The sequence below is a fragment of the Streptomyces sp. NPDC051172 genome (assembly GCF_040682555.1).
Lineage (GTDB): Bacteria > Actinomycetota > Actinomycetes > Streptomycetales > Streptomycetaceae > Streptomyces.
This window is the reverse complement of sequence record NZ_JBFBBE010000001.1, coordinates 181777-207636: the sequence shown is the minus strand read 5'-3', so window position 1 is coordinate 207636 and position 25860 is coordinate 181777. Positions and strand designations below refer to the sequence as shown.

Sequence of the window (25860 nt, the reverse complement as noted above, 5' to 3'; positions counted from 1 at the left end):
ATCCCGCGTCCATACCCGTCGGTCGGTCGGCCCTGCTCACTCGGACCGGCGGCTCAGGCCCGCTGGCCGAACAGCTCCTGCAGCACGTCCTCCATGGTCACAAGCCCGGCCAGCCGGCCGTCGCTGCCGAGCACGGCCGCCAGGTGTGTGCGGCTGCCGCGCATCGCGGTCAGCACGTCGTCCAGCGGTGTGCCCTCCCGTACGCGTGCGATGGGCCGCATGTCCCGTACCCGGAACGGCACATCCCGCGGAGAGGCGTCCAGCGCGTCCTTGACGTGCAGATAGCCCACGATGCGACGGCCCTCGTCCACCACCGGGAAGCGGGAGAAGCCCGACTGGGCCGACAGCCGCTCCAGCTCCTCCGGGGTGACGCCCACGCGCGCGTAGACGACGCTTTCCAGTGGGAGCACCACGTCGCGCACCGGACGGCGGCCCAGTTCCAGCGCGTCGTGCAGCCGCTCCAGCGCGCGGTCGTCGATCAGGCCCGCCTCGCCCGAGTCCCGCACGATCCGGGCCAGCTCGGCATCCGAGAAGGTGGCCGCGACCTCGTTCTTGGTCTCCACCCGCAACAGCTTCAGCAGGGTGTTGGCGAAGGCGTTGATCGCGAAGATCACCGGGCGCAGCGCCCGCGCCAGGGCGACCAGCGGCGGACCGAGCAGCAGCGCGCTGCGCACCGGCTCGGCGAGCGCGATGTTCTTCGGCACCATCTCGCCGAGCAGCATGTGCAGATACGTCGCCAGGGTCAGCGCGATCACGAAGGACACCGCGTGCCCCGCGGACTCGGGCACGCCCATGGCGTGGAACACCGGCTCCAGCAGATGCGCGATGGCCGGTTCCGCGACCACACCCAGGACCAGCGTGCACAGCGTGATGCCCAGCTGCGCGGCCGCCATCAGCGCGGACACGTGCTCCAGGCCCCACAGCACGCTCTTGGCCCGCCGGTCGCCCTCCGCGTCTCCTTCCACATACTGCTCGATCTGCGAACGCCGTACGGAGATCAGCGCGAACTCGGCGCCGACGAAGAAGGCGTTGACGACCAGGGTCGCAAGGCCGATCAGCAGTTGTACGGCGGTCACTTCGTGGCCTCCCGGTTCGTCGTACCGTCCGCCTCGTCCTCAAAGGGCGCGTGCATCAGCACCCGCGCGGCCCTGCGCCCCGAGGCGTCCACCACGTCGAGCCGCCATCCGGAGACCTCGACGAAGTCGCCCACGGCCGGGATGTGGCCGAGCTCCGTCGCGACGAGGCCGGCCAGCGTCTCGTACGGTCCCTCCGGCGCCCTGAGGCCGACGCGCACGAGCTGGTCCACCCGGGCCGAGCCGTCGGCCGAGTACAGCGCGCGGCCCGCGTCGTCGCTGCCCGCGGGGGCCAGGTCGGGCGTCTCGTGCGGGTCGTGCTCGTCCCGCACCTCGCCGACGACCTCCTCGACGATGTCCTCCAGGGTGGCCACGCCCGCCGTGCCGCCGTACTCGTCGATGACGACGGCCATGGTGCGCTTGCCGGACAGCCGGTCCAGCAGCCGGTCGACGGTGAGGGTCTCGGGGACGAGGAGCGGCTCACGCATCAGTTCGGAGACCCGGGTATGGGTGCGGCGGTGGGCAGGTATCGCCAGGACGTCCTTGATGTGCGCGGTGCCCACGACCGAGTCGAGGCTGCCGCGGTAGACCGGGAAGCGGGACAGCCCGGTCGCCCGGGTCGCGTTCGCCACGTCCTCGCAGGTGGCCTGGACTTCGAGGGCGATGACCTGGACGCGCGGCGTCATCACGTTCTCCGCGGTCAGGTCGGCGAGGTTCAGGGTCCGTACGAACAGCTCCGCGGTGTCCGCCTCCAGGGCGCCCTCCTTGGCGGAGTGCCGGGCCAGCGCGGCCAGCTCCTTGGGGCCGCGCGCCGAGGCCAGTTCCTCGGTGGGCTCCAGGCCCATGCGGCGCACCACGCGGTTCGCCGTGTTGTTGAGGTGGCTGATGAAGGGGCGGAAGACCGCGCTGAACAGGCGCTGCGCATTGCCCACGCGCTTGGCCACGGCCAGCGGCGAGGAGATCGCCCAGTTCTTGGGCACCAGTTCGCCGACGACCATCAGGAAGACGGTCGACAGGGCCGTGCCCAGCACCAGGGCGAGCGAGCTCGCCGCCGACCCCGAGATGCCGAGGGCCTCCAGCGGGCCCGCGATCAGCTTGGCGATCGACGGTTCGGCGAGCATGCCGACGACCAGGTTGGTGACGGTGATGCCGAGCTGCGCGCCGGAGAGCTGGAAGGTCAGGCTCCGGACGGCCTTGAGGGCGCCCGCCGCACCCCGCTCGCCGCGTTCCGCGGCCCGTTCGAGCTCGGCCCGCTCGACCGTGGTCAGCGAGAACTCGGCCGCGACGAAGGCGCCGCAGGCGAGCGAGAGCAGGATCGCCACCAGCAGGAGGAGCACTTCGGTCATCGGGTCACCTCCGTCCCATCGTCGGACAGGGGCGGGAGGAACGCGCGATGTCGTGTACTGCGCGCACTACTGGGAGGCTCGCCCATGGGCGGACGCTCACACCTTTCATCGAAGGGCCGGAAAGGATCCGGATACGGTCCTCCAATGGTAAAGGACAGGCAAAGGTGATCAGGGTGTGAGGTGCTTCACCCACCTCCGCCAGTGCTCCTCGGGCGTGTACCCGGCCGCCCGCCAGGCATGCTGCCCGCTCTCGTTGCGCACCAGCACCATCGCGTCCCCGCGCCGTCCCCCGAGCCGTACGAACCGTTCCTCGGCCGCGGCCAGCAGCGCCGACCCGATGCCCTGGCGACGGCGGTCCGGGTGCACCGCGAGCCGGTACAGATGGCAGCGCCAGCCGTCGAAGCCCGCGATCACCGTGCCGACGAGTTCGCCGCCCTGCTCGGCCAGGATCAGCGCCTCGGGATCCCGGGCGACCAGCCGCTCCACGCCGTCCCGGTCGTCGCTGATGCTCGTGCCTTCGGCGGCCACTTTCCAGAAGGCGAGAACGGTGTCGAGGTCCGCGGCCGAAGCGGCCCGTATGCGCAGATCGGTCATACGGAGATCCCAGCACGCCCGCCCGTTCCGGACCCGGAATTCCAGCATCCGGACGGACCGGGCGGTCAGCTGACGCCCAGCTCCGCGACGACCGGCGCGAACGCCTCCATGTACGGCTCCAGGACCGCCGGATACGTGAAGCCGTACCGCTCGCGCGGGGCCGGCACCTGGGCGACGATCCGGTCCACGGTGCCGACCAGCAGGATCGGCAACTCCAGTGCGCCCTCCACGACAGCTCCGGGCACCCGGTCCACCGGCGGCCGGTTCCTTGCGGCCCTCGGCCGGCCGCCGGTAGCGCCCCACGCTCTCTGCTTCGAGGCGGCCCCCGGTCAGGGTGTCCGTCGTGGCCACCGCGCGGGCGAGCAGCGTGGGAATCCAGAAGGCCGCGTTGAGCACGGGCGTGCCCAGCCGCGGCGGCACCTGGTCACTCCTCGGCGGGCGCGGGGTCGAGCAGGTTGACCCCGAAACGGAACGGACGCGGCATGAACTCTCCTCACCGACAAGGGACTTGAGCCTCGGCCGTGATTCCGTCACTCGTGTGCGATGGCCGCAAGTACGTTCATGCGGGAGGCGCGCAACGCGGGCAGCAGTGCCGCCACGATGCCCACCGCCGCGGAGCCGATCACCACCGCGACGATCGTGGTCCACGGGATCGCGAGCGCCTTCATGCCCTGCAGCGCCAGCACCCGCTGGGTGCACACGCCCCACACCAGACCGAGCGCGAGCCCGAGGACCGCGCCGAACACCGCGATGACCACCGACTCCAGCCGGATCATCCGGCGCAGCTGCCTCCGGGCGAGCCCGATGGCCCGCAGCAGCCCGATCTCCCGGGTCCGCTCCACCACCGACAGGGCGAGGGTGTTGACCACACCGAGCACCGCGATGATGATCGCCAGCCCCAGCAGCGCGTACACGAGGTAGAGCAGCACGGCGATCTGGTCGTGCACCAGCTTCTTGTAGTCGGCCTCGTCGCGGACCTGGACCTGCGGATACGGCTTGAGCGTGTGCTCCAGGCTCTTGCGCAGCTGGTCGGCGCTCGTGCCGGAGGCCTTGTTGACGTACAGCGCGGAGTCCTGCCCGCCGGGTACGTACTTCTCGACCGTCGCGATCCCGAAGAACAGCCCGCCCTGCATGCCGAAGCCCTCGGCCTGGTCCTGGTCGGTGAGGGCCCCGACCTTCAGCTCGGTCCTGTGGCCGGCCGGGAACTCGACGGGGATGGTGCTGCCGATCGTGACGTCGTGCTTCTTCGCGAACTTGACGTCCATGCCGATGCTGCCGCCCGCCAGCGCCGCCGCCGTGTTCCCGGCCGCGTACGTCACGTGTGCGACGTCGTCGACTCTGCCGTCGTAGCCCGCGGCAGTGGTCTCGATGCGCCTGCCGTCCGGGAGACGCACGGCCACCGGTGCGAACCGCTGCCGTACGACGAGGCCGACGCCCTGCGTGGCGCGGACCCTGTCGGTGACTTCCTTGTTGAAGGGCACGAAGTTGGTGTTCTGGACGATGAAGTCGGCGCCCAGCGTCTTGTCGATCTGCTGGTCGAAGGACTTCGACATGGAGGCGCTGGCCACGGACATACCCCCGACCAGCGCGAGGCCCACCATGAGTGCGGCCGCGGTGGCCCCGGTACGGCGGGGGTTGCGCAGGGCGTTGCGCTGGCTCATGCGGCCGACCGAGCCGAACAGGGCGGGGAAGGCCGCGCCCAGCACCCGGATGACGGGGCGGACCAGCAGCGGGCCCGCGATCACCGTCGCGATCAGGGTCAGGACGACGCCGAGCCCCAGCAGCGAGGCCGACGAGGCGGTCTTCGTCGCCGTGGCGCAGCCGACCAGGGCCGCCGCGCCGAGCGCTCCCACGACCGAGCCGACGACCGCCCGCGTCCTGAGCGGCTTGCCGATCCCGGCGATCTCGGCGTCCGCGAGCGCGGCCATCGGGGAGACGGTCGCCGCGCGCCGGGCCGGCAGATACGCGGCCACGAAGGTGACGCCGACGCCCACGACGTACGCCGCCACCGGGGTGCCCCACCCCACGACCATCTCCGTGGTCTTGAGGTTCATCCCGAACACGCTCATCAGCTTGATCAGCCCGGCCGCGAGCCCGATGCCCGCCGCCAGGCCCAGCGTCGAGCCGACCAGGCCGAGCAGGATCGCCTCGGTGAGGACGGACCGCCGCACCTGCCGCCGGTCGGCGCCGAGGGCCCGCAGCAGGCCCAGCTCCCGGGTGCGCTGGGCGATCAGCATGGAGAAGGTGTTGACGATCAGGAAGATGCCGACCAGGACGGCGATCCCGGCGAAGCCGAGCATCACGTACTTGATGACGTCGAGGAAGCCGCCGAGGTCCGAGGCGGCCGACTTGGCCTGCTCGTCGGCGGTCTTCACGTCGTAGGTGCCGGTGTCGACAACGGCCGCGATCCGGCTCTTCAGCTGGGCGTCGCTCACGCCCTTCGCCGCGTTCGCCTGGACGCTGGTGGCCCTGTCCGCCGAGCCGAGCAGCTGGGCCGCAGCCGTCTTCGGGTCGAGGAAGACCAGGGCCGCGCCCGGGTTGGTCGTGGTGAAGGTCGCGATCCCGACGACCCTGACCTTGAAGGTGCCCGGCTGGGCGAGCACGGTCAGGGTGTCGCCGATCCTCACATGCTTATTGTCGGCGGTGTCGGCGTCCAGGAGCGCCTCGCCGCCGCCCTGCGGGGCGTGGCCCGAGGTCAGTTTCACCGGGCTGCGGTCGGTGAGGTACCAGTCGGAGGCGATGGTGGGCGCCCCGGTGGTGGGGCCGACCGACTTGTTCCTGCTGTCGACGACGGTGATGTTCTGGACGCTGACATCCGCGTGGGAAGAGGCGACCCCGTCGACCTTCGCGACCCGCGCCGCCAGCGAGGCGGGCACCGTCTCGGTCGCGCCCGTCGGCACCCGGGACTTGAGGCCCTGCTTCGGCTCCACGGTCACATCGGCGGAGGTGGAGTGGAAGAGCCGGTCGAAGGTGCGGGTGACCGTGTCGGAGAAGATCAGACTGCCCGCGACGAACGCCACGGACAGGATGATCGCCAGCGCGGAGAGCAGCAGCCGTCCCTTGTGTGCGAGGAAACTGCGGAGCGTCGCCTTGAGCACGGTGTCAGTCCTCCTCGGCGGCAGCGGCGCTCTCGTCGAACTGGCTGCGGATCACGTCGAATCGCTTCATTCGTTCGAGCACGGCCTCCGCCGTGGGCCGCTCCATCTCGTCGACGATCCGTCCGTCCCCGAGGAAGAGCACCAGGTCGGAGTGGGCGGCGGCGCCCGGGTCGTGGGTCACCATGACGACGGTCTGGCCGAGGCTGTCGACGGCCTCGCGCAGGAAGGCGAGCACCTCGAGCCCGGCCCGCGAGTCGAGGTTGCCGGTCGGCTCGTCCGCGAAGATCAGCTCCGGCCGGGACGCCAGCGCCCGCGCGCACGCCACCCGCTGCTGCTGACCGCCGGACAGCTGTGACGGCCGGTGCTTCAGCCGGTCCCGCAGCCCGAGGGTGTCGATGACCTGGTCCAGCCACTTCTCGTCGGGCTTCTTGCCCGCGATGTCCATGGGCAGGGTGATGTTCTCGGCCGCGTTCAACGTCGGGATGAGGTTGAAGGACTGGAACATGAACCCGATCCGGTCCCGGCGCAGCCGGGTCAGCTCGCGCTCCTTCAGCCCCGTGATCTCCGTGTCGCCGAGCCACACCTGGCCGGCCGACACCGAATCGAGCCCCGCCAGGCAGTGCATCAACGTGGACTTCCCGGAGCCCGACGGCCCCATCACCGCGGTGAAGCGGCCGCGCGCGATGTCCACGTCCACCGAGTCCAGGGCGAGCACGGTCGTCTCGCCCGAGCCGTACGCCTTGGTCAGACCGCGGGCGCGGGCCGCAATCCCGTCGGCCGGTGCATGGCCCGGGGCGTGCTCCGCAGCTGCTGTGGACAACGCTGCCTCCTCGCTCGCATGGAGTGTCGACTCCTTCGTCCAGGCCGAGAGTAGTGTGATCCCGCCCACACCGGATATCCGCCGAAGGTCCCGGGTGGTCTCCACCGCAGATCGGGTCCCGGATTCCGATGTAAGGGGCATGCTCCACCCGCAGGAGGAGCTCTTGTCGTGCTAGCACTTCGGCGCTAGCTTCGAAGTATGGCGAAGACCCAGCTGAACGTGAGAGTGGACGAGGGCACGGCCCGTGCCGCTCGCGAACGCGCTCTGGCCCGCGGCATGAGCGTCAACCGCTACATCGAGGAACTCGTGAGACAGGACACCGGGGAGGTCGGCCAGACGTTCGTCGAGGCCGCCGCCGACTTCATGAAGCAGTACGAGGCGGTTTTCGCCGATGAGTTCGCCGGCGAGGACGACAACACGCGCGAAGGTCGCCGCTGATCCCTTGAGCAACCTCAGCATCGATCTCGCCTGGCTTCTCATGCTCGCCGAACAGAAGACGCCCGGAGACCCCCAGGTCACCGACTGGGGTGCCCTCGTCGCGGCCGTTGCGCGCCACGAGGCCGAGATATTCGACGTCCCCGTCTACGACAACCCGCACGCACGCGCGGCGGCCCTGCTCCAACTCCTCATCCACATCCCCGCATTGGAGCGCTCGAACGCCCTGTTCGCCTCGGCCGTCGCGTACGCCTACCTCGTCGCCAGCGGCCTCAGGGTCACCACTTCGCCGGTGCAGGTGCGCGACCTCGCCCGCCTGGTCAAGAGGGGCAACGCCACGGTGTACGACATCGCGGCGGAGCTGCGCGGCTGGACCATGTGAGCAGGGCGTTTCACGTGGCCGCCCCGCCGGGCTCCGGCCGCCACGCCGTGCCCAGCACGCAGTACGAGGTGGGCAGCCTCGGCCCCTTCTGAGGCATCAGCATCCGCCGGTAGGGGCCGAGTTCGAACCCGGCCTCGCGCAGCGCGGCGATCGGGTCGCGGGCCAGATGGCAGCCGCCGTTGAGGGGCGGCCACAGCGTGCGGTCCAGGGCGCGCTGGGTGAAGGTCATCGCCGGTCCGCCGCCGCGGCCGTGCTCGAAGAACCGCACCACGCCGCCGGGCCGCAGCACCCGCCGTATCTCCCCGAGCGCCCGCGGCACGTCCCGCACACTGCACAGCACCAGCGAGAGCACCACCGCGTCGAAGGCCTCGCTCTTGACGGGCAGTGCCTCCGCGGCACCGGGAGCGACATCCACCGGCACCTCGCAGCGGCGGGCGGCGTCGAGCGCCAACTGCCGCAGCCGGCGCTCCGGTTCGATCGCCACGACCTCCGAGACGGTCCTCGGATAGTGCGCGAAGTTCAGCCCGTTGCCCGCGCCGATCTCGATCACCCGCCCGGACAGTCCGGACAGGAGCCGCTCGCGGACGCCGCCCATACCCATCCGGGTCTCGGCGGTCACACTGATCCGGGCGTAGTACCGGGCGAACAGCGGATGGTGCACGGGATCCCGCGCCGGCTTGGCGGCGCCGGGGGACCGTAGCGGCATGAGGACCTCCTCGGCAGGACGGGCCTACCGCGATTCTCCCCCGTACGGGCCCCGCGCACCCACCGGTTCAAGCGCGGCTCACGAGACGAAGGCACGCACCTGCTCGTACACGCCGTGGTCATTGTTCATGTCGGTGTGCGAGATGCAGCCGGCGTCGACATTGGTCGCGCCGCTCAGGAGCGCCGAGCTGTTCGGGACGACCGCGGCGTCGCAGTCCGACCAGTAGCTCGCGTACGACACGGCGCCCGGTGTCTCGTCGCCCGAGTTCAGCGCGGTCAGGTACGAGCTGCCGGTCTGCATCTCCTTGCAGGACGTGTACAGCCACGCGCACCACGAGGCGACGGACGTGCCGTGGTTCACCCCGGCGACCGAGACGAAGTCGTCGACGTACGCCGTTCCGCCGAGGTTCTTCAGGTAGTAACGGGAGCTGAGCACGCCCATCGAGTGGGCGACGATGTCGACCTTGGACGCACCGGTCTTCGCCAGCACGTCCTTGACCTCGGTGGCCAGCTGCTGCGCGGTGGTGGCATTGGACTGCCCCCAGTCGTACGACCACGCGTACAGCTCGGAGGACGAGTAGCCGTCCGCCTCGAAGTCCGCGACCCAGTCGTTCCAGCTGCTCGCGTCACCGCTGAGGCCGTGCACGAACACGATCGGGTCGTGCGCCGCCGCCCGAGCGGGGGCGGCGGAGAGGGAGAGGGAGAGCAGGAGCGATGCGACCACGGCCGAGAATGCCGTGGCGATACGACGCTTGTGGCGCTGCATGGTGCCTCCTGACGGGGTGGGGTCGCCAGGAGTGTCGACTCGGGTCTACGCGCGACGCATCGGCGAAATCGCCGGTCTTTACGGTTCAATTAACTCGCCAGTAACGTCAGTTGAGTGGTGACTCCGGTGAACCCCCCTCCCCTTGACCGCACTTCGCCACCGCGGCGCACGACGTCCGAGCTTTCCGAGGGCGTCCGCGTACGGGTCCTGCACGCCGTCTACGGTGATCCGCGTGCCGCCGCCGAACTCGTACCGCTGCTGACCGACCGCCAGTCGGCGGGCCTCGACCCGCTCCCGACGGAACCGTCCGCGCTCGCCCCCGACCTGTTGCGTTCGCACCGCGCGGAGATCCGGGCCCTTCCGGACGACACGCGTCTGCTCCTGCTGCTCGCGGCCGCGGACCAGTACCCGGTCGCCACCCACGCCTTCCTGCGCGCGGTGGCGGCCGTCCGCCTGGACACCCGTCCGCTGGAAGCCGCAGAGGCCGCCGGGATCGCGCAGACGGGGGCGGGCGGCGTCGTCTTCCGGGACGCCTGGACGAGGATCGCGGCGTACGAGACCGGCTCCCCGGCGGACCGCCGCGACGTCCACCGCCTGCTGGCACGCGTCCTGCACGGCGCCGGTGAGACGCCCCGCCGCTCCTGGCACCGCGGCGCGGGCGCCCTCGGCCCGAGCGCCCGTCTGGCGGCGGAACTGCGCGCCGCAGCGGAGCAGGCCCGCGCCGCGGGCCAACTCACCCTCACCCGGGCCCTGTTGGAACGCGCCGCCACCCTCAGCCCCACCCCCTCCGAACAGTCCCGCCTCCGCGCCCGCGCCGCCACGGCCGCCTGGCACTCGGGCGACGCCGACCGCGCCCGCCGACTGGCGGCCACCACGAGACCCGACGACGTACTGACGGGCCTGTTCGCGCTGCGCGCGGGAAACGCGACGGAGGCCTTCGACGCGCTGCTGACGGCGGTGGTCGAAGGCGGTGGCGGGGAGGACGACCAGGGGAGCGGGAACGGACTTCCGGACGCCCCGAAGAAGCCGCGGGGCGCCGGACAGGTGGAGGGCGCGCGAGGCGGTGACGTCGGGGGAGTACCGAGACGCGGCGGGTGCGGCGGCGCCCATGCACCGGGACGGAGAGAGCAGGGCGGCGGTGGGGTGCGCCGGCCTGCGGAAGTGGCGGACGGTCCGGGAGTGCGGGCCGACCGGCGTGCCGGATCGACACCGCACGTAGGGCGAGCAGTTCGTGGGCCGGCCCGCGACTCCGCGCCTGCCTCCCACCTCCTCGCCCGCGCCACCGAAGCCGCCATCTACACCGGTGACCTGCGTCGCTGCCGGGAGGCCGCCGTGGTGGCCGGGCGGCTCGGGATCGAGGCACCCGGCACCTTGGGAGGGCTCGTCGCTGCCTTTGAGGGGCGGTACGAGGATGCGAGAGGGCTGTTGGAGGCGGCGGCAGGGCGATGCGGGCCGGGAGGGGACCCCACCCTGCTGGTGCACGCCGGTATCGCCGCGCTGATGCTCGGCGACCACACCCGGGCCGCCACCGCCACCGTGCGGGCGGCCGCCTCGGCCCGGGCGCGCGGTGCCGCCGCCACCGTGGCACAGGCGCTGGAGTTCCGTGCCTACGCCGACTTCTGGACCGGACGCCCACAAGTCGGCGCGGCCACCGCCACGGACGCCCTGCGGCAGGCCCACGCCACCGGGCAGGACAACGGTGCCTGCCATCTGCAGGCCGCCCTCGCCATGTTCGCGGCGGTCACCGGCGACGCGGCCACCTGCCGCGAACGCGCCGCAACCGCACGGTCGTACGCCCTTGCCCGCGGCCTCGGCCTGCCCGCCGCGCTCGCCCAGTGGGCGCTCGCCTTCCTCGACCTCGCCGACGGCCGTTTCGCGGGAGCTGCGGCCCGGCTGCGCGCCCTCGCCGGCTTCGGTCCCGGCCACGGCCACCGCGCCATCCGCCACCTGGCCACCCCGCACTACGTCGAGGCCGCCGTCCGCACCGGCGACACCCGGGTCGCCCGGGCCGCACACGCCGACTACCACCGCTGGGCGAATGCCGTGCGCAGCACCGACGACCTGGCTCTGAGCGCCCGCTGCAGCGCCCTGCTCGCGCCCGGCGACGAGGGCGTCGAGCACTACCGCACGGCACTCGACCTGCACGCGCAAGGTGACCGCGACTTCGAACGCGCCCGCACGGAGCTGCTGTTCGGCAGCGCACTGCGCCGGCTGCGCCGCCGCACGGAGGCACGCGACCGGCTGTACAGCGCCCTGGAGGCGTTCGAGTACTTCGGTGCCCCGCACTGCGCGACACAGGCCCGCGCCGAACTCCGCGCACTGGGCGCTCCCGCCGCTCCCGCCACTCCCGCGCGCGGCCGCACCGACGACCCCGTCACGCGCCTGACGGCCCAGCAGCTCCTGATCGCCCGCATGGCCGCCGACGGCGCCACCAACCGCGAGATCGCCGCCCGCCTCGCCCTCAGCCCGCGCACGATCGACCACCATCTGCGGGGCGTGTTCAGCCGGTTGGGGATCCGCTCGCGGATCGACCTGGTGCGGCTGCTGGGGGACGGCGGGCGCGCGCAATGACCCTCCGCGGGGCCGCGAGGTGCCGTCCGCTGAGCCGCTCAGCCGGCCACGTAACGGATTTCGGGACAGCGCGGTGAAGCACCCGTCAGTACTCCTCCCGGAAGGCGGACAGGACGTGTCCGCGTTCAGGCCGCCGTGGATTGCCGTGTTCATCAGCAGGAACGGCCGCTGGAGACCGCGCTGGACCACCGGCCCGAACAAGGCGCCGTCCAGGTCGGCACCGCGGTATGGGCCGCCGCTGTGCGTCGGGGTTGCCGCCCCGGTTCAGCTCGGCCGGGCAGTCCAGCACGAAACGCAGGTCGTCGGACAGGTCACGGTCAGCTCGCGCGGCTGCCCCGTCTCCGACCGTGGATCTGTTCTCGACGGGTCGATCAGGTTCAACTCCACCGCACCCACCGGCGCGGGCCCGGTCGGCCCGGCGAGGTGGAGAGGAAGGGAACCGGCCGCCGGCGAAGCGGCGACAGGGGACTGCGGCTCCGGCGACAACTGCTCCCAGGCCACCGGCCAGCAGGACACGGCGAGTTGGGCGAAGGGGAGGCATTGCCGCACCCGCGGCCCGCGTGCCGACGGCTCATCCGAATGGCGTACGTGGTGCCAATTGTCATGATTTCAATACAGGCTGTAGCCATGTCCGCGAAATACGCTGCCCCTCGCGAGCGTGTGGACACGCCGCGTGACGACGGTTCACTCGAGGAACGACGAAGGGCGTCGACATGACAGACCCAGGCCGCTCAGTGCGGCGTCCATCCCGGATCGTTCTGGGCTCGCTCGCCGCTGCGGCCGCGCTGCTCGCGGCCGGCCTGCCGCAGTCGGCGCCCGCCGCCGCGGCGCCGTCCACCACCGCGTTCACGGCTGCCGCCGCGGACGGCGGTGCTCCGACGGACGACGTCAGCACGCTCTCCACGGGATGGCAGACGCCCTGGGAGATCAAGTTCATGCCGGACGGAAGCTCGGCGCTGGTGACCGAGCGGCTCACCTACCAGGTCTACCGCCTCGACCGGGACGGGCGTAAGACGCGGGTCGGCGAAGTGCCGAACACCGTCCCCGAACCCTATGACGACGGCCCCGGCGGCCTGTTGGGCGTGGCCCCGTCGCCGACGTGGAACGGCACGACCGACAAGCAGGTGTTCTTCGTGCACACCACGAGGACCCGGACCCAGGTCGTCAGAATGGACTACGACGGCAGGTCGCTGTCGAACTACAAGGTGGTGCTCGGCGGAATCAAGCGGGTCGGCAACCACAACGGCGGCCAGATCGCCTTCGGCCCCGACGGCTACCTCTACGTCTCCACCGGCGACGCCTTCCAGCCGAAGCTCGCGCAGGACAAGAAGTCGCTCAACGGAAAGATCCTCCGCATCACCAGGACCGGCGCAGCGGCCCCCGGCAACCCGTTCGGCACCCGCGTCTACAGCTACGGCCACCGCAACCCGGAGGGCCTGGCCTGGGACCGCAGCGGCCGACTGTGGGAGACGGAGGTCGGTGACCAGACCTGGGACGAGATCAACCTGATCAAACCGGGCGCCAACTACGGCTTTCCTGCCTGCGAGGGCGCCTGCGACGTCAAGGGCATGACCACCCCGAGGGTCGTCTTCCACCCCGAGTGGGGCGTGCCCGCCCAACTCGTCATCGTGGACAACGTGATCTACGTGACGTCGCTGCGCGGCAAGCGGCTGTGGCGCATCCCGATCGACGGGGACAGCGAGTTCACCGGCACACCGGTCGACTTCTACCCCGGCCGGTTCGGCCGCCTGCGCGCCATTGCCAAGGTGCCCGGCGCGGACGAACTGTGGGTGGGCACCAGCGACCTCGGATACGGCAAGGACAAAATCCTCCGCGTCTCCCTCAAGTGACCCTCCCTGCACCCCCAGAAATCCCACCGGAGAGGACGTATCACCCATGAACGAAGCCACGGAGCAACTCAAGCCGGTCGAGCAGATCGCCTCGCAGGACACGGACGCGGCCACCTGGCAGACGCCCGCCTACGAGGTCGTCGACACCGCGCTCGAAGTCACCGCCTACTCGCTCAGCTCCCGCTAGCCGGCGCCATGCAACTGCTGGTACTCGGCACCGCCGCCGGCGGCGGCATCCCCCAGTGGAACTGCGCGTGCTCCGGATGCTCCGGGGCACGCGCCCACCCGGGCCGGCGCCGCCGTCATGCCTCCCTCGCGGTACGGACCGGCGACGGCCGCTGGTACATCGTCAACGCGACCCCCGACATCGGCGACCAGATCGAAGCCCGGCCCGAACTCCACCCGGGGCCGGGCCCCCGGCAGACACCGCTCGCCGGACTGGTCCTCACCGACGCCGAACTCGACCACACCCTGGGCATCGCACGGCTGCGCGAGGCGGACGCCCTCCAGGTGATCTCCACGGCCCCGGTCCGACGGGCGCTCCTGGACCGCCTGCACCTCGACGACGTACTGGGTCCGTACACCTCCATCACCTGGCGGGAACTGCCGCCGCGCGGCGCCGAACCGCTGGACCGCGGTGCCCCGGGCCTGCAGATCAGCGGCATCCCGGTGTCGGGCAAGCGCCCGCGGTACGCCGCCGACGCCCCGGACGACGAGGCATGGGTCGTGGCGCTGCGTCTGTACGACCCGGCCTCCGGCGCCACCGCGCTCTACGCACCCGCCCTGGCCGCCTGGCCGGACCGCTTCCAGCAGGCCGCCGCCGAGGCGGACTGCGTCATCGTCGACGGCACCTTCTGGGACGACGAGGAACCCCGCCGCACGGGAATCTCCGAACGCACCGCCACCGGCATGGGCCATCTGCCCATCGAGGGACCGGACGGAACCGCCGAACGCCTGGCCCGTCTCTCCGCCCGCTGCCTCTACACCCACCTCAACAACACCAACCCCCTCGTCGACCCGGCCGCGCCCCAGCACAAGCGGCTCGCACGGCTGGGCCTCGAGGTGGCGTACGACGGGATGGTGATCGACCCATGAGCACGACAGCACTGAACACGACCGCACGGAACACGGCACCCGACCCGCTCGCCGAGCCCTGGCGCCCCGCCGAGTTCGAGGCACGGCTGCGCGCGGTGGGGGAGGAGCGGTACCACGACAGCCACCCCTTCAATCTCCGTATGCACAGCGGGGATCTCAGCCAGGACGAACTCCGCCGCTGGATCGTCAACCGCTTCCACTACCAGCGCCACATCCCCGTCAAGGACGCCCTGATCACGGCGAAGCTGGACACCCCGGTGCTGCGCCGGATGTGGTTGCGCCGCATCCAGGACCACGACGGGCAGCAGGACCGCGAGGGCGGCCTCGACCGGTGGCTGCGGCTCGGTGAGGCGGCCGGCCTGCCCCGTGAGACGCTGCTCGCCGGCGACGGCGTACTGCCGGGCGTACGGCTGGCGGTCGACGGATACGTCAACTTCTGCCGGCTGCGCACGCCCCTCGAAGCCGTCGCCGCATCGCTGACGGAACTGTCCGCCCCTGATCTGATGCGGACCCGCATCGAGGCCTTCCAGCGCCACTACCGGTGGATCGAACCCCAGGGCCTCGCCTACTTCCGCACCCGGGTCTCCCAGGGCCGGCGCGACAGCCGTGAGGCCCTCGACCTGGTGCTCGGCTGGGCCCGCAGCCGGGAGGACCAGGAACGGGCCTTGGCGGCACTGCGCTTCAAGTGCGACGTCCTGTGGTCGCTGCTGGACGCCGTGGACCAGGCGGGCCGCCGGGAGCAGGGGTGAGGACGACGTCGGTGACCGACTGGCGGCCCGTGCCGGCACCCGCCGTCCTCCTGCGCCACGACCACACCCGGGACACGGACCTGCTGCTCCTTCCCGAACGTGTCGTCGTCCTGCAGGGCGGGGCCGGCGCGGTCGTCGCCCTGTGCGACGGCGCCCGGAGCGTGCACGACATCGTCGACGAACTGTCCGAACGCTTCCCGGGCGCCCCCGTGGCCACCGACGTCCCTCCCTTCCTCGAACGGCTGCGCAAGGAGGGCTGGCTGCGATGACCCTCACCGATCCGACCGCCCCCGCCCCTGCGGCGCCCGCCCCTGCGGCGCCCGCGCCCGCCCGGCCCTGGGCGCTGCTGGCCGAACTCACCCACGCCTGCCCGCTGCACTGCGGGTACTGCTCCAACCCGCTGGAGCTGACCCGGCGTTCACGCGAGCTGACCGCCGGGCAGTGGGCGGACGTGATGCGCCAGGCGGGCGAGTTCGGAGTGGTCCACACCCATCTCTCGGGCGGTGAGCCGCTGCTGCGCCGGGACCTGGAGCAGATCGTCGCCGCGGCCGAGGCCGCCGGGATCTACACGCAACTGGTCACCAGCGGTGTGGGCCTGGACCGGGAGCGGCTCGCCGTGCTCACCGCCGCCGGGCTGCGCAGCGTCCAGCTGTCCGTCCAGCACGCCGACCCGCGTGCCTCGGACCAGATCGCCGGACGCCGGTCCTTCGGCGAGAAGGAACGGGCCGCCGCAGTCGTACGGGCCGCGGGCCTGTCCCTGGGCCTCAACGTCGTCCTGCACCACGAGAACCTCGACTCCATCGACGCCGTCGTCGAACTGGGCCTGTCCTGGGGCGTGGACCGCATCGAACTGGCCAACGCGCAGTTCTACGGCTGGGGCCTGCTCAACCGCGCCGCCCTGCTCGCCACGCGCGAGCAGCTCGCCCGGGCCCGGGACGCCGTCGAGCGGTGGCGGGAGCGGCTCACTCCAAAGGGCCCCGAGCTGGTCTGGGTCGTCCCCGACTACTTCGACGGTGTGGCCAAGCCGTGCATGGGCGGCTGGGGCGCGATCTCGCTCACCGTCACCCCGGACGGCACCGTGCTGCCCTGCCCGGCCGCGGCCTCGCTGCCGGACCTGGACCCGCCGAACGTCCGGGACCATCCACTGGCCTGGATCTGGGACCGCTCCCCGGCCTTCAGCCGCTACCGCGGCACCGACTGGATGGCCGACCCCTGCCGCAGCTGTCCCCGCCGAGAGGAGGACCACGGCGGCTGCCGCTGCCAGGCATACGCCCTCACGGCCGACGCAGCCCGCACGGACCCCGCCTGCCGACTCTCCCCCGACCACGCACTGATCCGCGCACTGACCGACGACCGCACCCAAGGGCGACCGGCGATCAGACGGCGGGCACCGGTCCGCCCCGGGATCGCGCGCCAGCTGCCCTGATCGGGACGTGAGGCTCGCCGAGCGCTACGTTGACCTCATGTACTCGGCGCAGGTCTCACGACACGTGCAAGCCCCGCCCTCGGCGGTCTACCGGGCTCTGCTGGACGCGGACGCGATCGCCGAATGGCGCGTGCCGGACGGCATGAGCAGCCACGTGCATGAATTCGACGCGCGCGAAGGCGGGCGGTTCCGTGTCTCGCTCACCTACGACGCGCCGGTCGGCACCGGCAAGTCGGCCGCGCACACCGACACCTACCACGGCCGTTTCGCCAAGCTCGTACCGGACGAGCAGGTCGTCGAGGTGCTCGAGTTCGAGACCGCGGACCCAGCGCTGCGGGGCACGATGACGATGACCACCACACTCACCGCCGCGGACGGCGGCACCGACGTCCGCGTCGTGCACGAGGGGATCCCCGACGCCGTGCCCGCCGCCGACAACGAGACCGGCACGCGCATGGCCCTGGCCAACCTCGCCCGGCTCGTCGAGGCGGACGAGCGCTCCGGCTGAATCAGGCGGAGGGCGGGTCTACGGCGCCTCCCGCCGTCGGAACGCCTCCGCGTCCCACGTCCCGTCCAGCCGCGGTGCCAGCCAATTCGGCGCATCCGTGCGGAAGGCGGCGGGCGCCAGCGAGCCCGCCCCGGCGGGCAGGGCGCCCAGCAGCGGTGCGTCGGCCACGTCCGGCAGGTCCGCCACGTTGCAGCGGGAGGCGAGGTCGGGGGAGTCGGGCCAGCTGCCGATCACGATCCCGGCCAGGTCGAGCCGGCGGGAACGGAGTTCACGCGCAGTCAGCTCCGTCGTGTTCAGCGTGCCCAGGCCGGCCGACGCCACCACCAGCACCGGCGCCTTCAGCAGTTCCGCCGCGTCCGCCAGCGTCCCGCCCGCCGGGTCGAGGCGGACGAGCAGCCCGCCCGCTCCCTCGACCAGCACCAGGTCGTGCTCGGCGGCCAGCTTGGCGGCGGCCTCGGCGACGTCCAGCGGGTGCACCGGGGACATACCGGCCCGCCGGGCCGCCGTCCCCGGCGCCAACGGCTCGGGAAAGCGGGCGATTTCGGCCGCCGTCACGCCACCCGCGAGCCGGGCGACCTCGGCGGCATCCCCGGGCTCGTCCGGCCCCACGCCCGTCTGCGCGGCCTTCAGCACGGCCACCGACCGGCCGGCCGCGAGCGCGCAGGCGGCGACCGCGGCGGTCGTGACCGTCTTGCCGACCTCCGTGCCGGTGCCCGTGATCACCAGGATCGTCATGCTGTGCTCATCCTTCCCGCGCCGCCGCGCACACCGCGCGCGCGATCCGTGTCACGTCGGCATCCCCCGTGACGTACGGCGGCATCGTGTAGATCAGATCGCGGAACGGCCGCAGCCACACGCCCTCGCGCACGGCCGCGTGCGTCGCCGCCTTCATGTCGACGGCGTGGTCCAGCTGTACGACCCCGATGGCGCCGAGGACGCGTACGTCCTGCACGCCCGGGAGGTCGCGAGCCGGTGCCAGTCCCTCCCGCAGTCCCGTCTCGATCCGCTTGACCTCGCCGAGCCAGTCCTGGCCGAGCAGCAGCTCGATCGAGGCGCAGGCGACGGACGCGGCCAGGGGGTTGCCCATGAAGGTCGGGCCGTGGGCCAGGACCGGCACCTCGCCCTGCGAGATGCCGTCGGCCACGCGGGATGTGCACAGCGTCGCCGCCATCGTCATATAGCCGCCGGTCAGCGCCTTGCCCACGCACATGACGTCCGGTGTCACGGCCGCGTGGTCGGCCGCGAACAGGGCGCCCGTGCGGCCGAACCCGGTCGCGATCTCGTCGAACACCAGCAGCACGTCATGTGCGTCGCACGCCTCCCGCAGCACCCGCAGATAAGCGGGGGAGTGGAAGCGCATCCCGCCCGCGCCCTGCACCACCGGCTCGACGATCACCGCGGCCAGTTCGTCCGCGTGCCGCTCGATCGCCGAGCGCAGCTGCTGCGCGTACGACTCCTCGTACTCGGCCGGGGGCGCGTCCACGAACACCTGGCGCGGCAGGACCCCGCTCCACAGTTCGTGCATCCCGCCCTCGGGGTCGCACACCGACATGGGCTGCCAGGTGTCGCCGTGATAGCCGCCGCGCCAGGTCAGCAGCCGCTGTTTGCCGGGGCGGCCCAGCGAACGCCAGTACTGCAGGCACATCTTCGCCGAGACCTCGACCGACACCGACCCGGAGTCGGCGAGGAAGACATGCTCCAGACCGTCGGGCGACATGTCGACAAGGTGCTTTGCGAGCCGGACGGCGGGCTCGTGCGTGAGCCCGCCGAACATCACATGACTCATCCGGCCGAGCTGTTCACGGGCGGCCTCGTTGAGCACCGGGTGGTTGTAGCCGTGGATGGCCGACCACCAGGACGACATGCCGTCGACCAGCTCGCCCGAGCCGTCCGCGAGCCGCAGCCGCACCCCGCTCGTCGACTCGACGACGAGCGGTTCGACACGGCCGGGCATGGGCCCGTACGGATGCCAGACATGCCGTCGGTCGAGTTCGAGCAGCTCGGAGACGGGCAGGTCAGGCATTGGGTGCGAGGTCCGTGCCGACGCCGCGGTGGCGCATGGCGACCAGGTCGGTGCGGGGCTCGGCCGAGGGCGCCGGGGCCGCCGTACCGCAGACACCGCCGTCCGCGTGCGACCCGCACCCGCCGTCCTGGTGGGAGCCGCAGCCCGCCCCGGCGTGCGAACCGCAGCCGCCGCCCGACGTGACCCGGTGCTCCGGCAGTGTCACCTCGCCGGCGCCCTCCACCTCGAAGCCGGCGTCCGCGATCATCTCCAGGTCGGCCTTGCCGGCCTGGCCCTCGCTGGTGAGGTAGTCGCCGAGGAAGATCGAGTTGGCCAGGTTCAGCGCCAGGGGCTGCATGGTGCGCAGATGCACCTCACGGCCGCCGGCGATGCGTACCTCGACGTCCGGGCACACGAACCGCACCATCGCCAGGATCCGCAGGCAGCGCTGCGGGGTGAGGTGCCACTCCTTGGCGAGCGGGGTGCCCTCCATCGGGATCAGGAAGTTCACCGGCACCGAGTCCGGGTCCAGCTCGCGCAGCGAGAAGACCACGTCCACCAGGTCCTCGTCGCTCTCGCCCATGCCCGCGATCAGACCGGAGCAGGCGGACAGACCGGCCGCGTGCGCCTTGGTCACGGTGTCCACCCGATCGGCGTACGTGTGCGTGGTCGTGATGTCCCCGTACGTCGCCTCGGACGTGTTCAGATTGTGGTTGTAGGCGTCCGCGCCCGCCTCGCGCAGCCGCTCGGCCTGGCCGTCGGAGAGCAGACCGAGACAGGCGCACACCTCGACGCCCTCGTTCTGCTCCTTGATCGCCTTGATGGTGCCGGCGACCCGGTCCACGTCCCGGTCGGTCGGCCCGCGTCCGGACGCCACCAGGCACACCCGCTTGGCGCCACCCGCAAGCCCGGCAGCCGCGGCCTGCGAGGCCTCGTCCGGCTTGATCCAGGTGTACTTCAGGATGTCGGCCTTGGAACCGAGCCGCTGAGAGCAGTACGAGCAGTCCTCCGGACACAGGCCGGATTTCAAGTTGACGAGGTAGTTGAGTTTCACCCGTCGGCCGAACCAGTGCCGGCGCACCTTTCCGGCCGCGGCCACCACATCGAGCACGTCGTCGTCGGAAGTGGCGAGGACGGCCAGAGCTTCCTCGCGGGTCGGCAGCTCGCGCCGAAGCCCCTTGTCCACCAGCGTGTTCAGCAGGTCCATGAGAGCCGATCCTGTCCTACGGAAGCGCTCCCGGCCAAGGAGAGAATGAACAACAGGAGCACTTCGTCGTGTGGGTATTGCCACACCATGGGGTGCGGCCCGTCCGGCTAGTGTCTGTCCACTGCCTACAAAAGCCCGGAGGAGCCATGGCGTTCGGCTGGATCGACGAACAGGCGCAGCAGCGCCGCCGCGCCGGACTCGTACGGACCCTGCGCCCGCGCCCGGCCGACTCCCCGCTGCTGGACCTCGCGAGCAACGACTACCTCGGGCTGGCTCACCATCCGGCCGTCGCCGAGGGCGCGGCGGTGGCGGCGCGGACCTGGGGCGGTGGCTCGACCGGTTCTCGACTGGTCACCGGTACGACGGAACTCCACACCGAGCTGGAGCACGAGCTGGCCGGCTTCTGCGGTTTCGAGGCGGCACTCGTCTTCTCCTCCGGCTACGCGGCCAACCTCGCCGCGGTCACCGCGCTCGCACCGCACGGCTCGCTGGTCGTCTCCGACGCGGGCAACCACGCCTCCCTCATCGACGGCTGCCGACTGGCCCGGGGCACCACCCAGGTCGTCGGACACGCCGACCCGGAGGCGGCGCGCAAGGCGCTGCTGACGCACGAGGGAACCGCGGTCGTCGTCTCCGACACGGTCTTCTCGGTCGACGGCGACGCGGCCCCGTTGGCCGAGCTGGCCGCCGTCTGCCGGGAGCGCGGCGCGGGACTGCTGGTCGACGACGCGCACGGCCTCGGCGTCCTCGGTGACGGCGGCCGCGGCGCCCCGCACGCGGCGGGCCTCGCGGGCGCCGACGACGTCGTCGTGACCGCCACGCTGTCCAAGTCGCTCGGCAGCCAGGGCGGAGTCGTCCTCGGCCCCGAACGGGTCATCGACCACCTCGTCAACGCGGCCCGCACCTTCATCTTCGACACGGGCCTCGCCCCCGCCGCGGCAGGCGCGGCCCTGGCGGCACTACGGCTGCTGCGCCGCGAGCCGGAGCGTGCGGCACGCGCGCGTGCTGTCGCCGCCGAACTGCACGCACGTCTGACCGCCGCGGGTCACGAGGCGGTGCGCCCGGACGCCGCGGTGGTCTCCGTGTGTGCTCCGTCCCCGGAGGGGGCCGTGCAGTGGGCGGCCGACTGCCGTACGGCAGGCCTCGCCGTGGGCTGCTTCCGTCCTCCTTCCGTGCCCGACGGCATCTCAAGGCTCAGGCTGACCGCCCGCGCGGACCTCTCCGAGGCGCAGATCGAACACGCTGTACGTGTGATCGGCGATACGCGACCATGAGTCGGCGTGACACGGCCGTGTGCCGCACTATGCGGAACTGATCAGAACTGACCAGGGCCGACAGGGACTGATCAGGACTTGAATGCGGCCGTGAAGTCCGTCCAGCTCTCGGGGGAGAGGAGCAGGGCGGGCCCGGCCGGGTCCTTGGAGTCGCGCACGGCGAGCAGCCCGGCCCAGGGGCCGGAGTGCGGCCGTGCCGTCTCGACACAGTTGTTCGCACCCGTGCTGTAGCTGCTGCGCAGCCACTGCACGCCGTGCAGATCGGTACTGGAAGGTACGTTCCGAGGCAGAGCGGACATGGTGCCTCCTTACGCGCCGTCACCTATCCCGGCGATGTAATCCAACGAGTCCTCGGGCGAAAGGGCGTGGAACTGAAGGGCGTTGAAGGCCTCGGTGTAGGCCCGGAGGTCTTCTTTCCGTTCGAGGTAGAGGCTACTCGTCAAGTGGTCGAGAACAACCACGTCCAGATCGGAAGTGCTCGAAAATGAGAAGATTACGAAAGGCCCGGTGACGCCGACATGCGCCCCTGCGGCGAACGGCATTACCTGAAGCCGCACTTGAGGCAGCCGCGCCGCCTCCAGGAGCCGCTCCAGCTGCTGCTTCATGACATCGGGGCCGCCGATCTCCCGGCGCAGCACCGCCTCGTCCAGTACCGCGCTCAGCTCCAGCGGCGGATCAGAATGCAGCACGTCCTGCCTGGCCAGCCGCACCTCGACCAGGGCGTCCAGCCGTTCGTCGTCCAGCCCGCCGACTGCCGCCCGGGTCACCGCACGTGCATAGGCGGGCGTCTGCAGCAGGCCGGGGACGACGGACGTCTCCAGCGTGCTCATCGTGCTCGCCTGGGACTCCAGACTGATGAAATCGCGGTAGGTCGGCGGCAGTACCCCGCGATAGGCGTGCCACCAGTGATGCCGGCCGGCTCCCTCGTCGGAACCCGCCAACACCAGCAGCAATTCACGGAGTTGGGCGTCCGCCACGGCGTAGGCGTCCAGGAGTAACCGCACATCGGCCGGTTTCACCCCGCTGGCGCCCGTCTCGATCCGGCTCACCTTCGACTGGTGCCAGCCCACGAGCCGGGCGGCCTCACCACTGGTGAGCCCCGCACTCGTGCGGAGCGCACGCAGTTCGGCACCCAGCTTCCGGCGGCGCACCGCGGGACCGTGTTGCATGCGCTTCTCCTTACTCCTTCCGTGCCACCCAAATACGGTCTCCCGTCGCAGAGTTCACCGCTTTGAGCGACAGATATATGCATATCTTGGTGGATCGCCACCCGTGACGGGCGCGGTAATGGCAGTCTGGCGACGAAGCACCAGTCCGGGACCGTACTCGAACCATCCGCTCCGTGTCGGACTCCGGTCCCGTGGGAAAGGGACGACCGCGCCATGGCAGACCATTTGGAAGCATCCGTCACTCTGCCGAGCGATCCCGCCTCGGTCTCCGCGGCCCGCGGCTTCGTGGTCGGCACTCTGGCCGAGTGGGGGCTGCCGGCGGACACGGAAGCCGCCGAGACCATCCGCCTCATCGTCTCCGAACTCGCCACCAACGCCGTACAGCACACCTTCGGTCAGTCACCCACCTTCACGGTGGACATCGCACTCCACCGTGACGAGCAGCTCCGCATCGGTGTCACCGACAGTCACCCCCGCTTCCCCAAGCGCCTGCCCGCCGCCGTGCAGCAGGACAACGGCCGCGGCATGGTGATCATCCGCTGGCTGGCTGCCGAGTGCGGTGGCCGACTGCATGTCCGCCCCACCCGTGAGGGCGGCAAGACGGTCACCATCGAACTCCCGTGGACCGTACCGGTCCAGCCGGTGACGGCAGCGGGGCAGCAGGAGCCGTAGTCGCTCAATCGTGCCGCGCAACCGCACCCGGGGCGCTCTGGTGCCGCGTAATGCCCCGCGGAGGCGACGGCGTGTCAGGTCGCCGTCGCCCCCGCGGGAGAGTCAGCTGACCCGGCCGTACCAGACGCTGGACGTCCAGATCTTCTGCAGCCTTACGACGTCCCCGGTCTTCGGGGCATGCCAGATCTTCCCCTTCCCGGCGTAGATGCCCACGTGGTAGACGTTGGAGCCCGAGTGGAAGAACACCAGGTCTCCGGCCTTCCGGCTCTTCGCGGAGATGTGCTCGGTCTTGTTGTACTGCTGGGCCGCCGTACGGGGCAGTATCTTGCCCGCCTTCTTGAACGAGTACAGCGTGAGCCCTGAGCAGTCGAACCGGCGCGGTCCCGAGGCGCCCCACTTGTACGGGGAACCTTTTTTGGAGGCCGCGATCTGAAGTGCCTTCGTCGCCATCGTGGCTGCCGAGGCGTCGGAGGCGACACCCGGGACCACGATGGAGCCGCCCACTGCGGCGATGGTGAGGGCCGAGGCCGTACCGGCCCGGACCATGAGCGACGGGACACGATTGAGCGCAGTCATGCGCAACCCTTCGTCAGCCGCCTGTGAAGGATGACCTGTCGGATTCGGGCTGGCGAAGTTGCCCGGCCGCGGCTGCGGCTTCACCCCAAGGGCTGCTCGATCCGGCGCCTCCATGCGGAGCCGACCGTTCCGGCGACCCGTCTTGCCTGGGTCCTCCACTCCTGCCGATCCACTCCTGTCGACCGGTCATCCGGGCGGCGGCAGGACTCGGCGTCCGCCCGGATCGCCCCGCCGCTGTGGCGGGGGCTTGTCGTCAGACAGGGATCTTCACCCATACAAGTCCGAAAATCCCAACGGAACCGGGGGTTTGTGTCGTTACTCACCACTCACCCGTTCGGGTGGACACCCCTGTGTTCGAGGGAGCGTTGAGGCCCCCGAGGAGGCTCGGACCAGCACCGGAGCACCAGAAGCCGCCCTTGGGGCAGGCGCGTTGCGCAACCCTGACGGTCGCGAAAAAGGAGCCGCGACTACGCCGAACGGGGGTACCTCGTTTGGTCCGTTTGAACTCCGGTCCGGACGCCCCCGACGGGGCGGACGGTCCGGACCGGTCGTACGTGCGTCAACTGTCGGACTGCGGCGGCACCGTGACCCGGGCGGTGCGCCGCTCCCCGTCCAGCACCCGCAGGGCGCGCCCCAGGGCCGAGGCGTGCAGTTCGGTCTCGCCCCGCTGGTGCATCAGCGCCAGGGCGTCGCGCAGCTGGGCCGCCCTGCTCACCAGCGCCTGAGCGGCCCGCAGCCCGCGATACGTGTCGCCGTGCCGCGCCGGGTTGATGCGGCCGAGCAGGTCGACCACGTCGAGGTAACGGTCGATCAACTCGCCCTCGGCGCGGGTGAGGGCGGGCAGCGGCGGAAGGTCGGGTGGGAGCACCGGCCGCTCACCGCCCGGTGGGCGGGGCGAGGGTGGCCTTTCGGCTGGGGATGATCCGGTCCACCAGACCGTATTCCACGGCTTCTTGGGCGTTCAGGATCTTGTCCCGTTCGATGTCCGCGGCGACTTGCTCCGGGCTGCGTCCCGTGTGCCGTACCAGCATCTCCTCCAGCCGGGCCCGCATCCGCCCCAACTCCTCGGCCTGGATGGCCAGATCGCTGGTCTGTCCCTCGATGGGCTCGGCCAGGAGCGGCTGATGGATCACCATGCGCGCGCCCGGCAGCGCGAACCGCTTGCCCGGCGTGCCTGCGCCGAGCAGCACCGCGGCGGACGAGCCGGCCTGCCCCAGGCAGATCGTCTCCACGTCGCAGCCGACGTACTGCATCGTGTCGTAGATCGCCGACATGGCGGTGAACGAGCCGCCGGGGGAGTTGATGTAGAGCGAGATGTCCTGGTCCGGGGCCTGGTACTCGAGGTGCATGAACTGGGCCATCACATCGTTGGCCGAGGTGTCGTCGATCGGCGTCCCGAGAAAGACGATCCGCTCCTTCAGCAGCTTGGAGTACGGATCCGTCGTCTTCGTGCCGGAGCTGGTGCGTTCGGTGAACTCGGGCAGGACGTAACGGGCGGACGGTCGGGTCATCGGTACCCCTCCTTCTGGTCTGTAAAAAATG

The 25860-nt window shown here is 71.3% G+C and carries 27 protein-coding genes, 1 pseudogene and 1 riboswitch; of the genes and pseudogenes, 12 read left to right on the top strand and 16 right to left on the bottom strand.

Annotated elements, in window-relative coordinates; genetic code table 11:
- Positions 1 to 53: 53 nt before the first annotated feature.
- From AB0N07_RS00930 to AB0N07_RS00905, 6 genes and pseudogenes are all read right to left on the bottom strand, one after another.
- Positions 54 to 1076, bottom strand: a complete 1023-nt coding sequence (locus tag AB0N07_RS00930; protein WP_365830691.1) for a hemolysin family protein — start codon at positions 1074 to 1076, stop codon at positions 54 to 56.
- Positions 1073 to 2419: a hemolysin family protein gene (locus AB0N07_RS00925; RefSeq protein WP_365830689.1), complete on the bottom strand. Its 1347-nt coding sequence runs from the start codon at positions 2417 to 2419 to the stop codon at positions 1073 to 1075. Before AB0N07_RS00925 ends, AB0N07_RS00930 begins: the two co-directional genes overlap by 4 nt.
- A 168-nt stretch (positions 2420 to 2587) precedes the next feature.
- Positions 2588 to 3013, bottom strand: a complete 426-nt coding sequence (locus AB0N07_RS00920) for a GNAT family N-acetyltransferase (protein WP_365830687.1) — start codon at positions 3011 to 3013, stop codon at positions 2588 to 2590.
- Between the two features lie 65 nt (positions 3014 to 3078).
- Positions 3079 to 3497, bottom strand: a pseudogene (locus AB0N07_RS00915) (hypothetical protein).
- Between the two features lie 46 nt (positions 3498 to 3543).
- Positions 3544 to 6111 (bottom strand): ABC transporter permease, encoded by a 2568-nt coding sequence (locus AB0N07_RS00910; protein WP_365830685.1) that lies wholly within the window; start codon positions 6109 to 6111, stop codon positions 3544 to 3546.
- 4 nt (positions 6112 to 6115) lie between these two features.
- The gene (locus AB0N07_RS00905) at positions 6116 to 6931 is read right to left on the bottom strand and encodes an ABC transporter ATP-binding protein (protein WP_365830683.1); all 816 of its coding nucleotides are present in this window, start codon (positions 6929 to 6931) and stop codon (positions 6116 to 6118) included.
- A 198-nt stretch (positions 6932 to 7129) separates the two neighbouring features.
- Between AB0N07_RS00905 and AB0N07_RS00900 the strand changes: the two genes are divergently transcribed.
- The gene (locus AB0N07_RS00900; RefSeq protein ID WP_365830681.1) at positions 7130 to 7369 is read left to right on the top strand and encodes a toxin-antitoxin system HicB family antitoxin; all 240 of its coding nucleotides are present in this window, start codon (positions 7130 to 7132) and stop codon (positions 7367 to 7369) included.
- A gap of 4 nt (positions 7370 to 7373) precedes the next feature.
- On the top strand, positions 7374 to 7748 hold the full coding sequence (locus tag AB0N07_RS00895) for a fic family toxin-antitoxin system, toxin component (RefSeq protein WP_344399262.1): 375 nt from the start codon (positions 7374 to 7376) through the stop codon (positions 7746 to 7748).
- Positions 7749 to 7758: 10 nt separating this feature from the next.
- Here AB0N07_RS00895 and AB0N07_RS00890 read toward each other — a convergent pair whose 3' ends face one another.
- Both AB0N07_RS00890 and AB0N07_RS00885 read right to left on the bottom strand, forming a co-directional pair.
- A complete protein-coding gene (locus AB0N07_RS00890; RefSeq protein WP_365830679.1) occupies positions 7759 to 8454 on the bottom strand; it encodes a class I SAM-dependent methyltransferase in 696 nt (231 codons plus the stop codon).
- Between the two features lie 78 nt (positions 8455 to 8532).
- Entirely contained in the window at positions 8533 to 9219 is a 687-nt protein-coding gene (locus tag AB0N07_RS00885; protein ID WP_365830677.1) for a triacylglycerol lipase, read from the bottom strand.
- Between the two features lie 117 nt (positions 9220 to 9336).
- Here AB0N07_RS00885 and AB0N07_RS00880 point away from each other — a divergent pair, with 117 nt between their 5' ends.
- The 8 genes from AB0N07_RS00880 (at position 9337) to AB0N07_RS00845 (ending at position 17418) form a co-directional block, all read left to right on the top strand.
- A complete protein-coding gene (locus AB0N07_RS00880; protein WP_365830807.1) occupies positions 9337 to 11790 on the top strand; it encodes a LuxR C-terminal-related transcriptional regulator in 2454 nt (817 codons plus the stop codon).
- A gap of 713 nt (positions 11791 to 12503) precedes the next feature.
- A complete protein-coding gene (locus AB0N07_RS00875; RefSeq protein WP_365830675.1) occupies positions 12504 to 13640 on the top strand; it encodes a PQQ-dependent sugar dehydrogenase in 1137 nt (378 codons plus the stop codon).
- A 46-nt stretch (positions 13641 to 13686) separates the two neighbouring features.
- Complete coding sequence (gene pqqA / locus AB0N07_RS00870; RefSeq protein ID WP_365830673.1) at positions 13687 to 13827, top strand: pyrroloquinoline quinone precursor peptide PqqA; 141 nt, start codon at positions 13687 to 13689, stop codon at positions 13825 to 13827.
- A gap of 8 nt (positions 13828 to 13835) precedes the next feature.
- Positions 13836 to 14735, top strand: coding sequence for a pyrroloquinoline quinone biosynthesis protein PqqB (gene pqqB / locus AB0N07_RS00865; RefSeq protein WP_365830671.1), 900 nt, complete (start codon positions 13836 to 13838; stop codon positions 14733 to 14735).
- Positions 14732 to 15484, top strand: coding sequence for a pyrroloquinoline-quinone synthase PqqC (gene pqqC, locus AB0N07_RS00860; protein WP_365830669.1), 753 nt, complete (start codon positions 14732 to 14734; stop codon positions 15482 to 15484). Before pqqB ends, pqqC begins: the two co-directional genes overlap by 4 nt.
- Positions 15481 to 15753, top strand: a complete 273-nt coding sequence (gene pqqD, locus AB0N07_RS00855; protein WP_365830667.1) for a pyrroloquinoline quinone biosynthesis peptide chaperone PqqD — start codon at positions 15481 to 15483, stop codon at positions 15751 to 15753. The genes pqqC and pqqD overlap by 4 nt, the downstream gene beginning before the upstream one ends.
- Positions 15750 to 16910 carry a pyrroloquinoline quinone biosynthesis protein PqqE gene (pqqE, locus tag AB0N07_RS00850; protein ID WP_365830665.1) on the top strand — a complete coding sequence of 387 codons (1161 nt, stop codon included), beginning with the start codon at positions 15750 to 15752 and terminating at the stop codon, positions 16908 to 16910. The genes pqqD and pqqE overlap by 4 nt, the downstream gene beginning before the upstream one ends.
- Before the next feature lie 37 nt (positions 16911 to 16947).
- Complete coding sequence (locus tag AB0N07_RS00845) at positions 16948 to 17418, top strand: SRPBCC domain-containing protein (RefSeq protein WP_365830663.1); 471 nt, start codon at positions 16948 to 16950, stop codon at positions 17416 to 17418.
- Between the two features lie 18 nt (positions 17419 to 17436).
- Here the strand turns inward: AB0N07_RS00845 and bioD are convergent, their stop codons facing one another.
- From bioD to bioB, 3 genes are read right to left on the bottom strand one after another with little or no spacing between them, the layout of a single operon-like run.
- Entirely contained in the window at positions 17437 to 18153 is a 717-nt protein-coding gene (gene bioD / locus AB0N07_RS00840; RefSeq protein ID WP_365830661.1) for a dethiobiotin synthase, read from the bottom strand.
- Positions 18154 to 18160: 7 nt separating this feature from the next.
- Positions 18161 to 19441 carry an adenosylmethionine--8-amino-7-oxononanoate transaminase gene (locus AB0N07_RS00835; protein ID WP_365830659.1) on the bottom strand — a complete coding sequence of 427 codons (1281 nt, stop codon included), beginning with the start codon at positions 19439 to 19441 and terminating at the stop codon, positions 18161 to 18163.
- Complete coding sequence (bioB, locus tag AB0N07_RS00830) at positions 19434 to 20627, bottom strand: biotin synthase BioB (protein WP_344399275.1); 1194 nt, start codon at positions 20625 to 20627, stop codon at positions 19434 to 19436. The genes AB0N07_RS00835 and bioB overlap by 8 nt, the downstream gene beginning before the upstream one ends.
- A gap of 146 nt (positions 20628 to 20773) precedes the next feature.
- Here bioB and AB0N07_RS00825 point away from each other — a divergent pair, with 146 nt between their 5' ends.
- Positions 20774 to 21901: an 8-amino-7-oxononanoate synthase gene (locus AB0N07_RS00825; RefSeq protein WP_365830657.1), complete on the top strand. Its 1128-nt coding sequence runs from the start codon at positions 20774 to 20776 to the stop codon at positions 21899 to 21901.
- A gap of 71 nt (positions 21902 to 21972) precedes the next feature.
- On the opposite strand, the gene AB0N07_RS00820 is transcribed toward AB0N07_RS00825, so the two are convergent.
- Together AB0N07_RS00820 and AB0N07_RS00815 are read right to left on the bottom strand one after the other, a co-directional pair.
- Positions 21973 to 22200: a DUF397 domain-containing protein gene (locus AB0N07_RS00820; RefSeq protein WP_365830655.1), complete on the bottom strand. Its 228-nt coding sequence runs from the start codon at positions 22198 to 22200 to the stop codon at positions 21973 to 21975.
- 9 nt (positions 22201 to 22209) lie between these two features.
- Entirely contained in the window at positions 22210 to 23070 is an 861-nt protein-coding gene (locus tag AB0N07_RS00815; protein WP_365830653.1) for a helix-turn-helix transcriptional regulator, read from the bottom strand.
- A 213-nt stretch (positions 23071 to 23283) separates the two neighbouring features.
- Between AB0N07_RS00815 and AB0N07_RS00810 the strand changes: the two genes are divergently transcribed.
- Complete coding sequence (locus AB0N07_RS00810) at positions 23284 to 23742, top strand: ATP-binding protein (protein ID WP_365830651.1); 459 nt, start codon at positions 23284 to 23286, stop codon at positions 23740 to 23742.
- 102 nt (positions 23743 to 23844) lie between these two features.
- On the opposite strand, the gene AB0N07_RS00805 is transcribed toward AB0N07_RS00810, so the two are convergent.
- The 3 genes from AB0N07_RS00805 to AB0N07_RS00795 form a co-directional block, all read right to left on the bottom strand.
- The gene (locus tag AB0N07_RS00805) at positions 23845 to 24318 is read right to left on the bottom strand and encodes a C40 family peptidase (protein ID WP_365830649.1); all 474 of its coding nucleotides are present in this window, start codon (positions 24316 to 24318) and stop codon (positions 23845 to 23847) included.
- A 3-nt stretch (positions 24319 to 24321) separates the two neighbouring features.
- A riboswitch (cyclic di-AMP (ydaO/yuaA leader) is annotated at positions 24322 to 24463 on the bottom strand.
- A 414-nt stretch (positions 24464 to 24877) separates the two neighbouring features.
- On the bottom strand, positions 24878 to 25186 hold the full coding sequence (locus AB0N07_RS00800) for a hypothetical protein (protein WP_365830647.1): 309 nt from the start codon (positions 25184 to 25186) through the stop codon (positions 24878 to 24880).
- Between the two features lie 7 nt (positions 25187 to 25193).
- The gene (locus AB0N07_RS00795; protein ID WP_365830645.1) at positions 25194 to 25829 is read right to left on the bottom strand and encodes an ATP-dependent Clp protease proteolytic subunit; all 636 of its coding nucleotides are present in this window, start codon (positions 25827 to 25829) and stop codon (positions 25194 to 25196) included.
- Between the last annotated feature and the right edge of the window lie 31 nt (positions 25830 to 25860).

What these genes read in the sequence shown, in the direction of transcription:
- AB0N07_RS00925 (WP_365830689.1), bottom strand. Translation starts at nt 2,419, where the DNA reads ATGACCGAAGTGCTCCTCCTGCTGGTGGCGATCCTGCTCTCGCTCGCC.
- AB0N07_RS00920 (WP_365830687.1), bottom strand. Translation starts at nt 3,013, where the DNA reads ATGACCGATCTGCGCATACGGGCCGCTTCGGCCGCGGACCTCGACACC.
- AB0N07_RS00900 (WP_365830681.1), top strand. Translation starts at nt 7,130, where the DNA reads ATGGCGAAGACCCAGCTGAACGTGAGAGTGGACGAGGGCACGGCCCGT.
- AB0N07_RS00890 (WP_365830679.1), bottom strand. Translation starts at nt 8,454, where the DNA reads ATGCCGCTACGGTCCCCCGGCGCCGCCAAGCCGGCGCGGGATCCCGTG.
- AB0N07_RS00885 (WP_365830677.1), bottom strand. Translation starts at nt 9,219, where the DNA reads ATGCAGCGCCACAAGCGTCGTATCGCCACGGCATTCTCGGCCGTGGTC.
- AB0N07_RS00875 (WP_365830675.1), top strand. Translation starts at nt 12,504, where the DNA reads ATGACAGACCCAGGCCGCTCAGTGCGGCGTCCATCCCGGATCGTTCTG.
- pqqA (WP_365830673.1), top strand. Translation starts at nt 13,687, where the DNA reads ATGAACGAAGCCACGGAGCAACTCAAGCCGGTCGAGCAGATCGCCTCG.
- pqqB (WP_365830671.1), top strand. Translation starts at nt 13,836, where the DNA reads ATGCAACTGCTGGTACTCGGCACCGCCGCCGGCGGCGGCATCCCCCAG.
- pqqC (WP_365830669.1), top strand. Translation starts at nt 14,732, where the DNA reads ATGAGCACGACAGCACTGAACACGACCGCACGGAACACGGCACCCGAC.
- pqqE (WP_365830665.1), top strand. Translation starts at nt 15,750, where the DNA reads ATGACCCTCACCGATCCGACCGCCCCCGCCCCTGCGGCGCCCGCCCCT.
- AB0N07_RS00845 (WP_365830663.1), top strand. Translation starts at nt 16,948, where the DNA reads ATGTACTCGGCGCAGGTCTCACGACACGTGCAAGCCCCGCCCTCGGCG.
- bioD (WP_365830661.1), bottom strand. Translation starts at nt 18,153, where the DNA reads ATGACGATCCTGGTGATCACGGGCACCGGCACGGAGGTCGGCAAGACG.
- AB0N07_RS00835 (WP_365830659.1), bottom strand. Translation starts at nt 19,441, where the DNA reads ATGCCTGACCTGCCCGTCTCCGAGCTGCTCGAACTCGACCGACGGCAT.
- bioB (WP_344399275.1), bottom strand. Translation starts at nt 20,627, where the DNA reads ATGGACCTGCTGAACACGCTGGTGGACAAGGGGCTTCGGCGCGAGCTG.
- AB0N07_RS00825 (WP_365830657.1), top strand. Translation starts at nt 20,774, where the DNA reads ATGGCGTTCGGCTGGATCGACGAACAGGCGCAGCAGCGCCGCCGCGCC.
- AB0N07_RS00820 (WP_365830655.1), bottom strand. Translation starts at nt 22,200, where the DNA reads ATGTCCGCTCTGCCTCGGAACGTACCTTCCAGTACCGATCTGCACGGC.
- AB0N07_RS00815 (WP_365830653.1), bottom strand. Translation starts at nt 23,070, where the DNA reads ATGCAACACGGTCCCGCGGTGCGCCGCCGGAAGCTGGGTGCCGAACTG.
- AB0N07_RS00810 (WP_365830651.1), top strand. Translation starts at nt 23,284, where the DNA reads ATGGCAGACCATTTGGAAGCATCCGTCACTCTGCCGAGCGATCCCGCC.
- AB0N07_RS00805 (WP_365830649.1), bottom strand. Translation starts at nt 24,318, where the DNA reads ATGACTGCGCTCAATCGTGTCCCGTCGCTCATGGTCCGGGCCGGTACG.
- AB0N07_RS00795 (WP_365830645.1), bottom strand. Translation starts at nt 25,829, where the DNA reads ATGACCCGACCGTCCGCCCGTTACGTCCTGCCCGAGTTCACCGAACGC.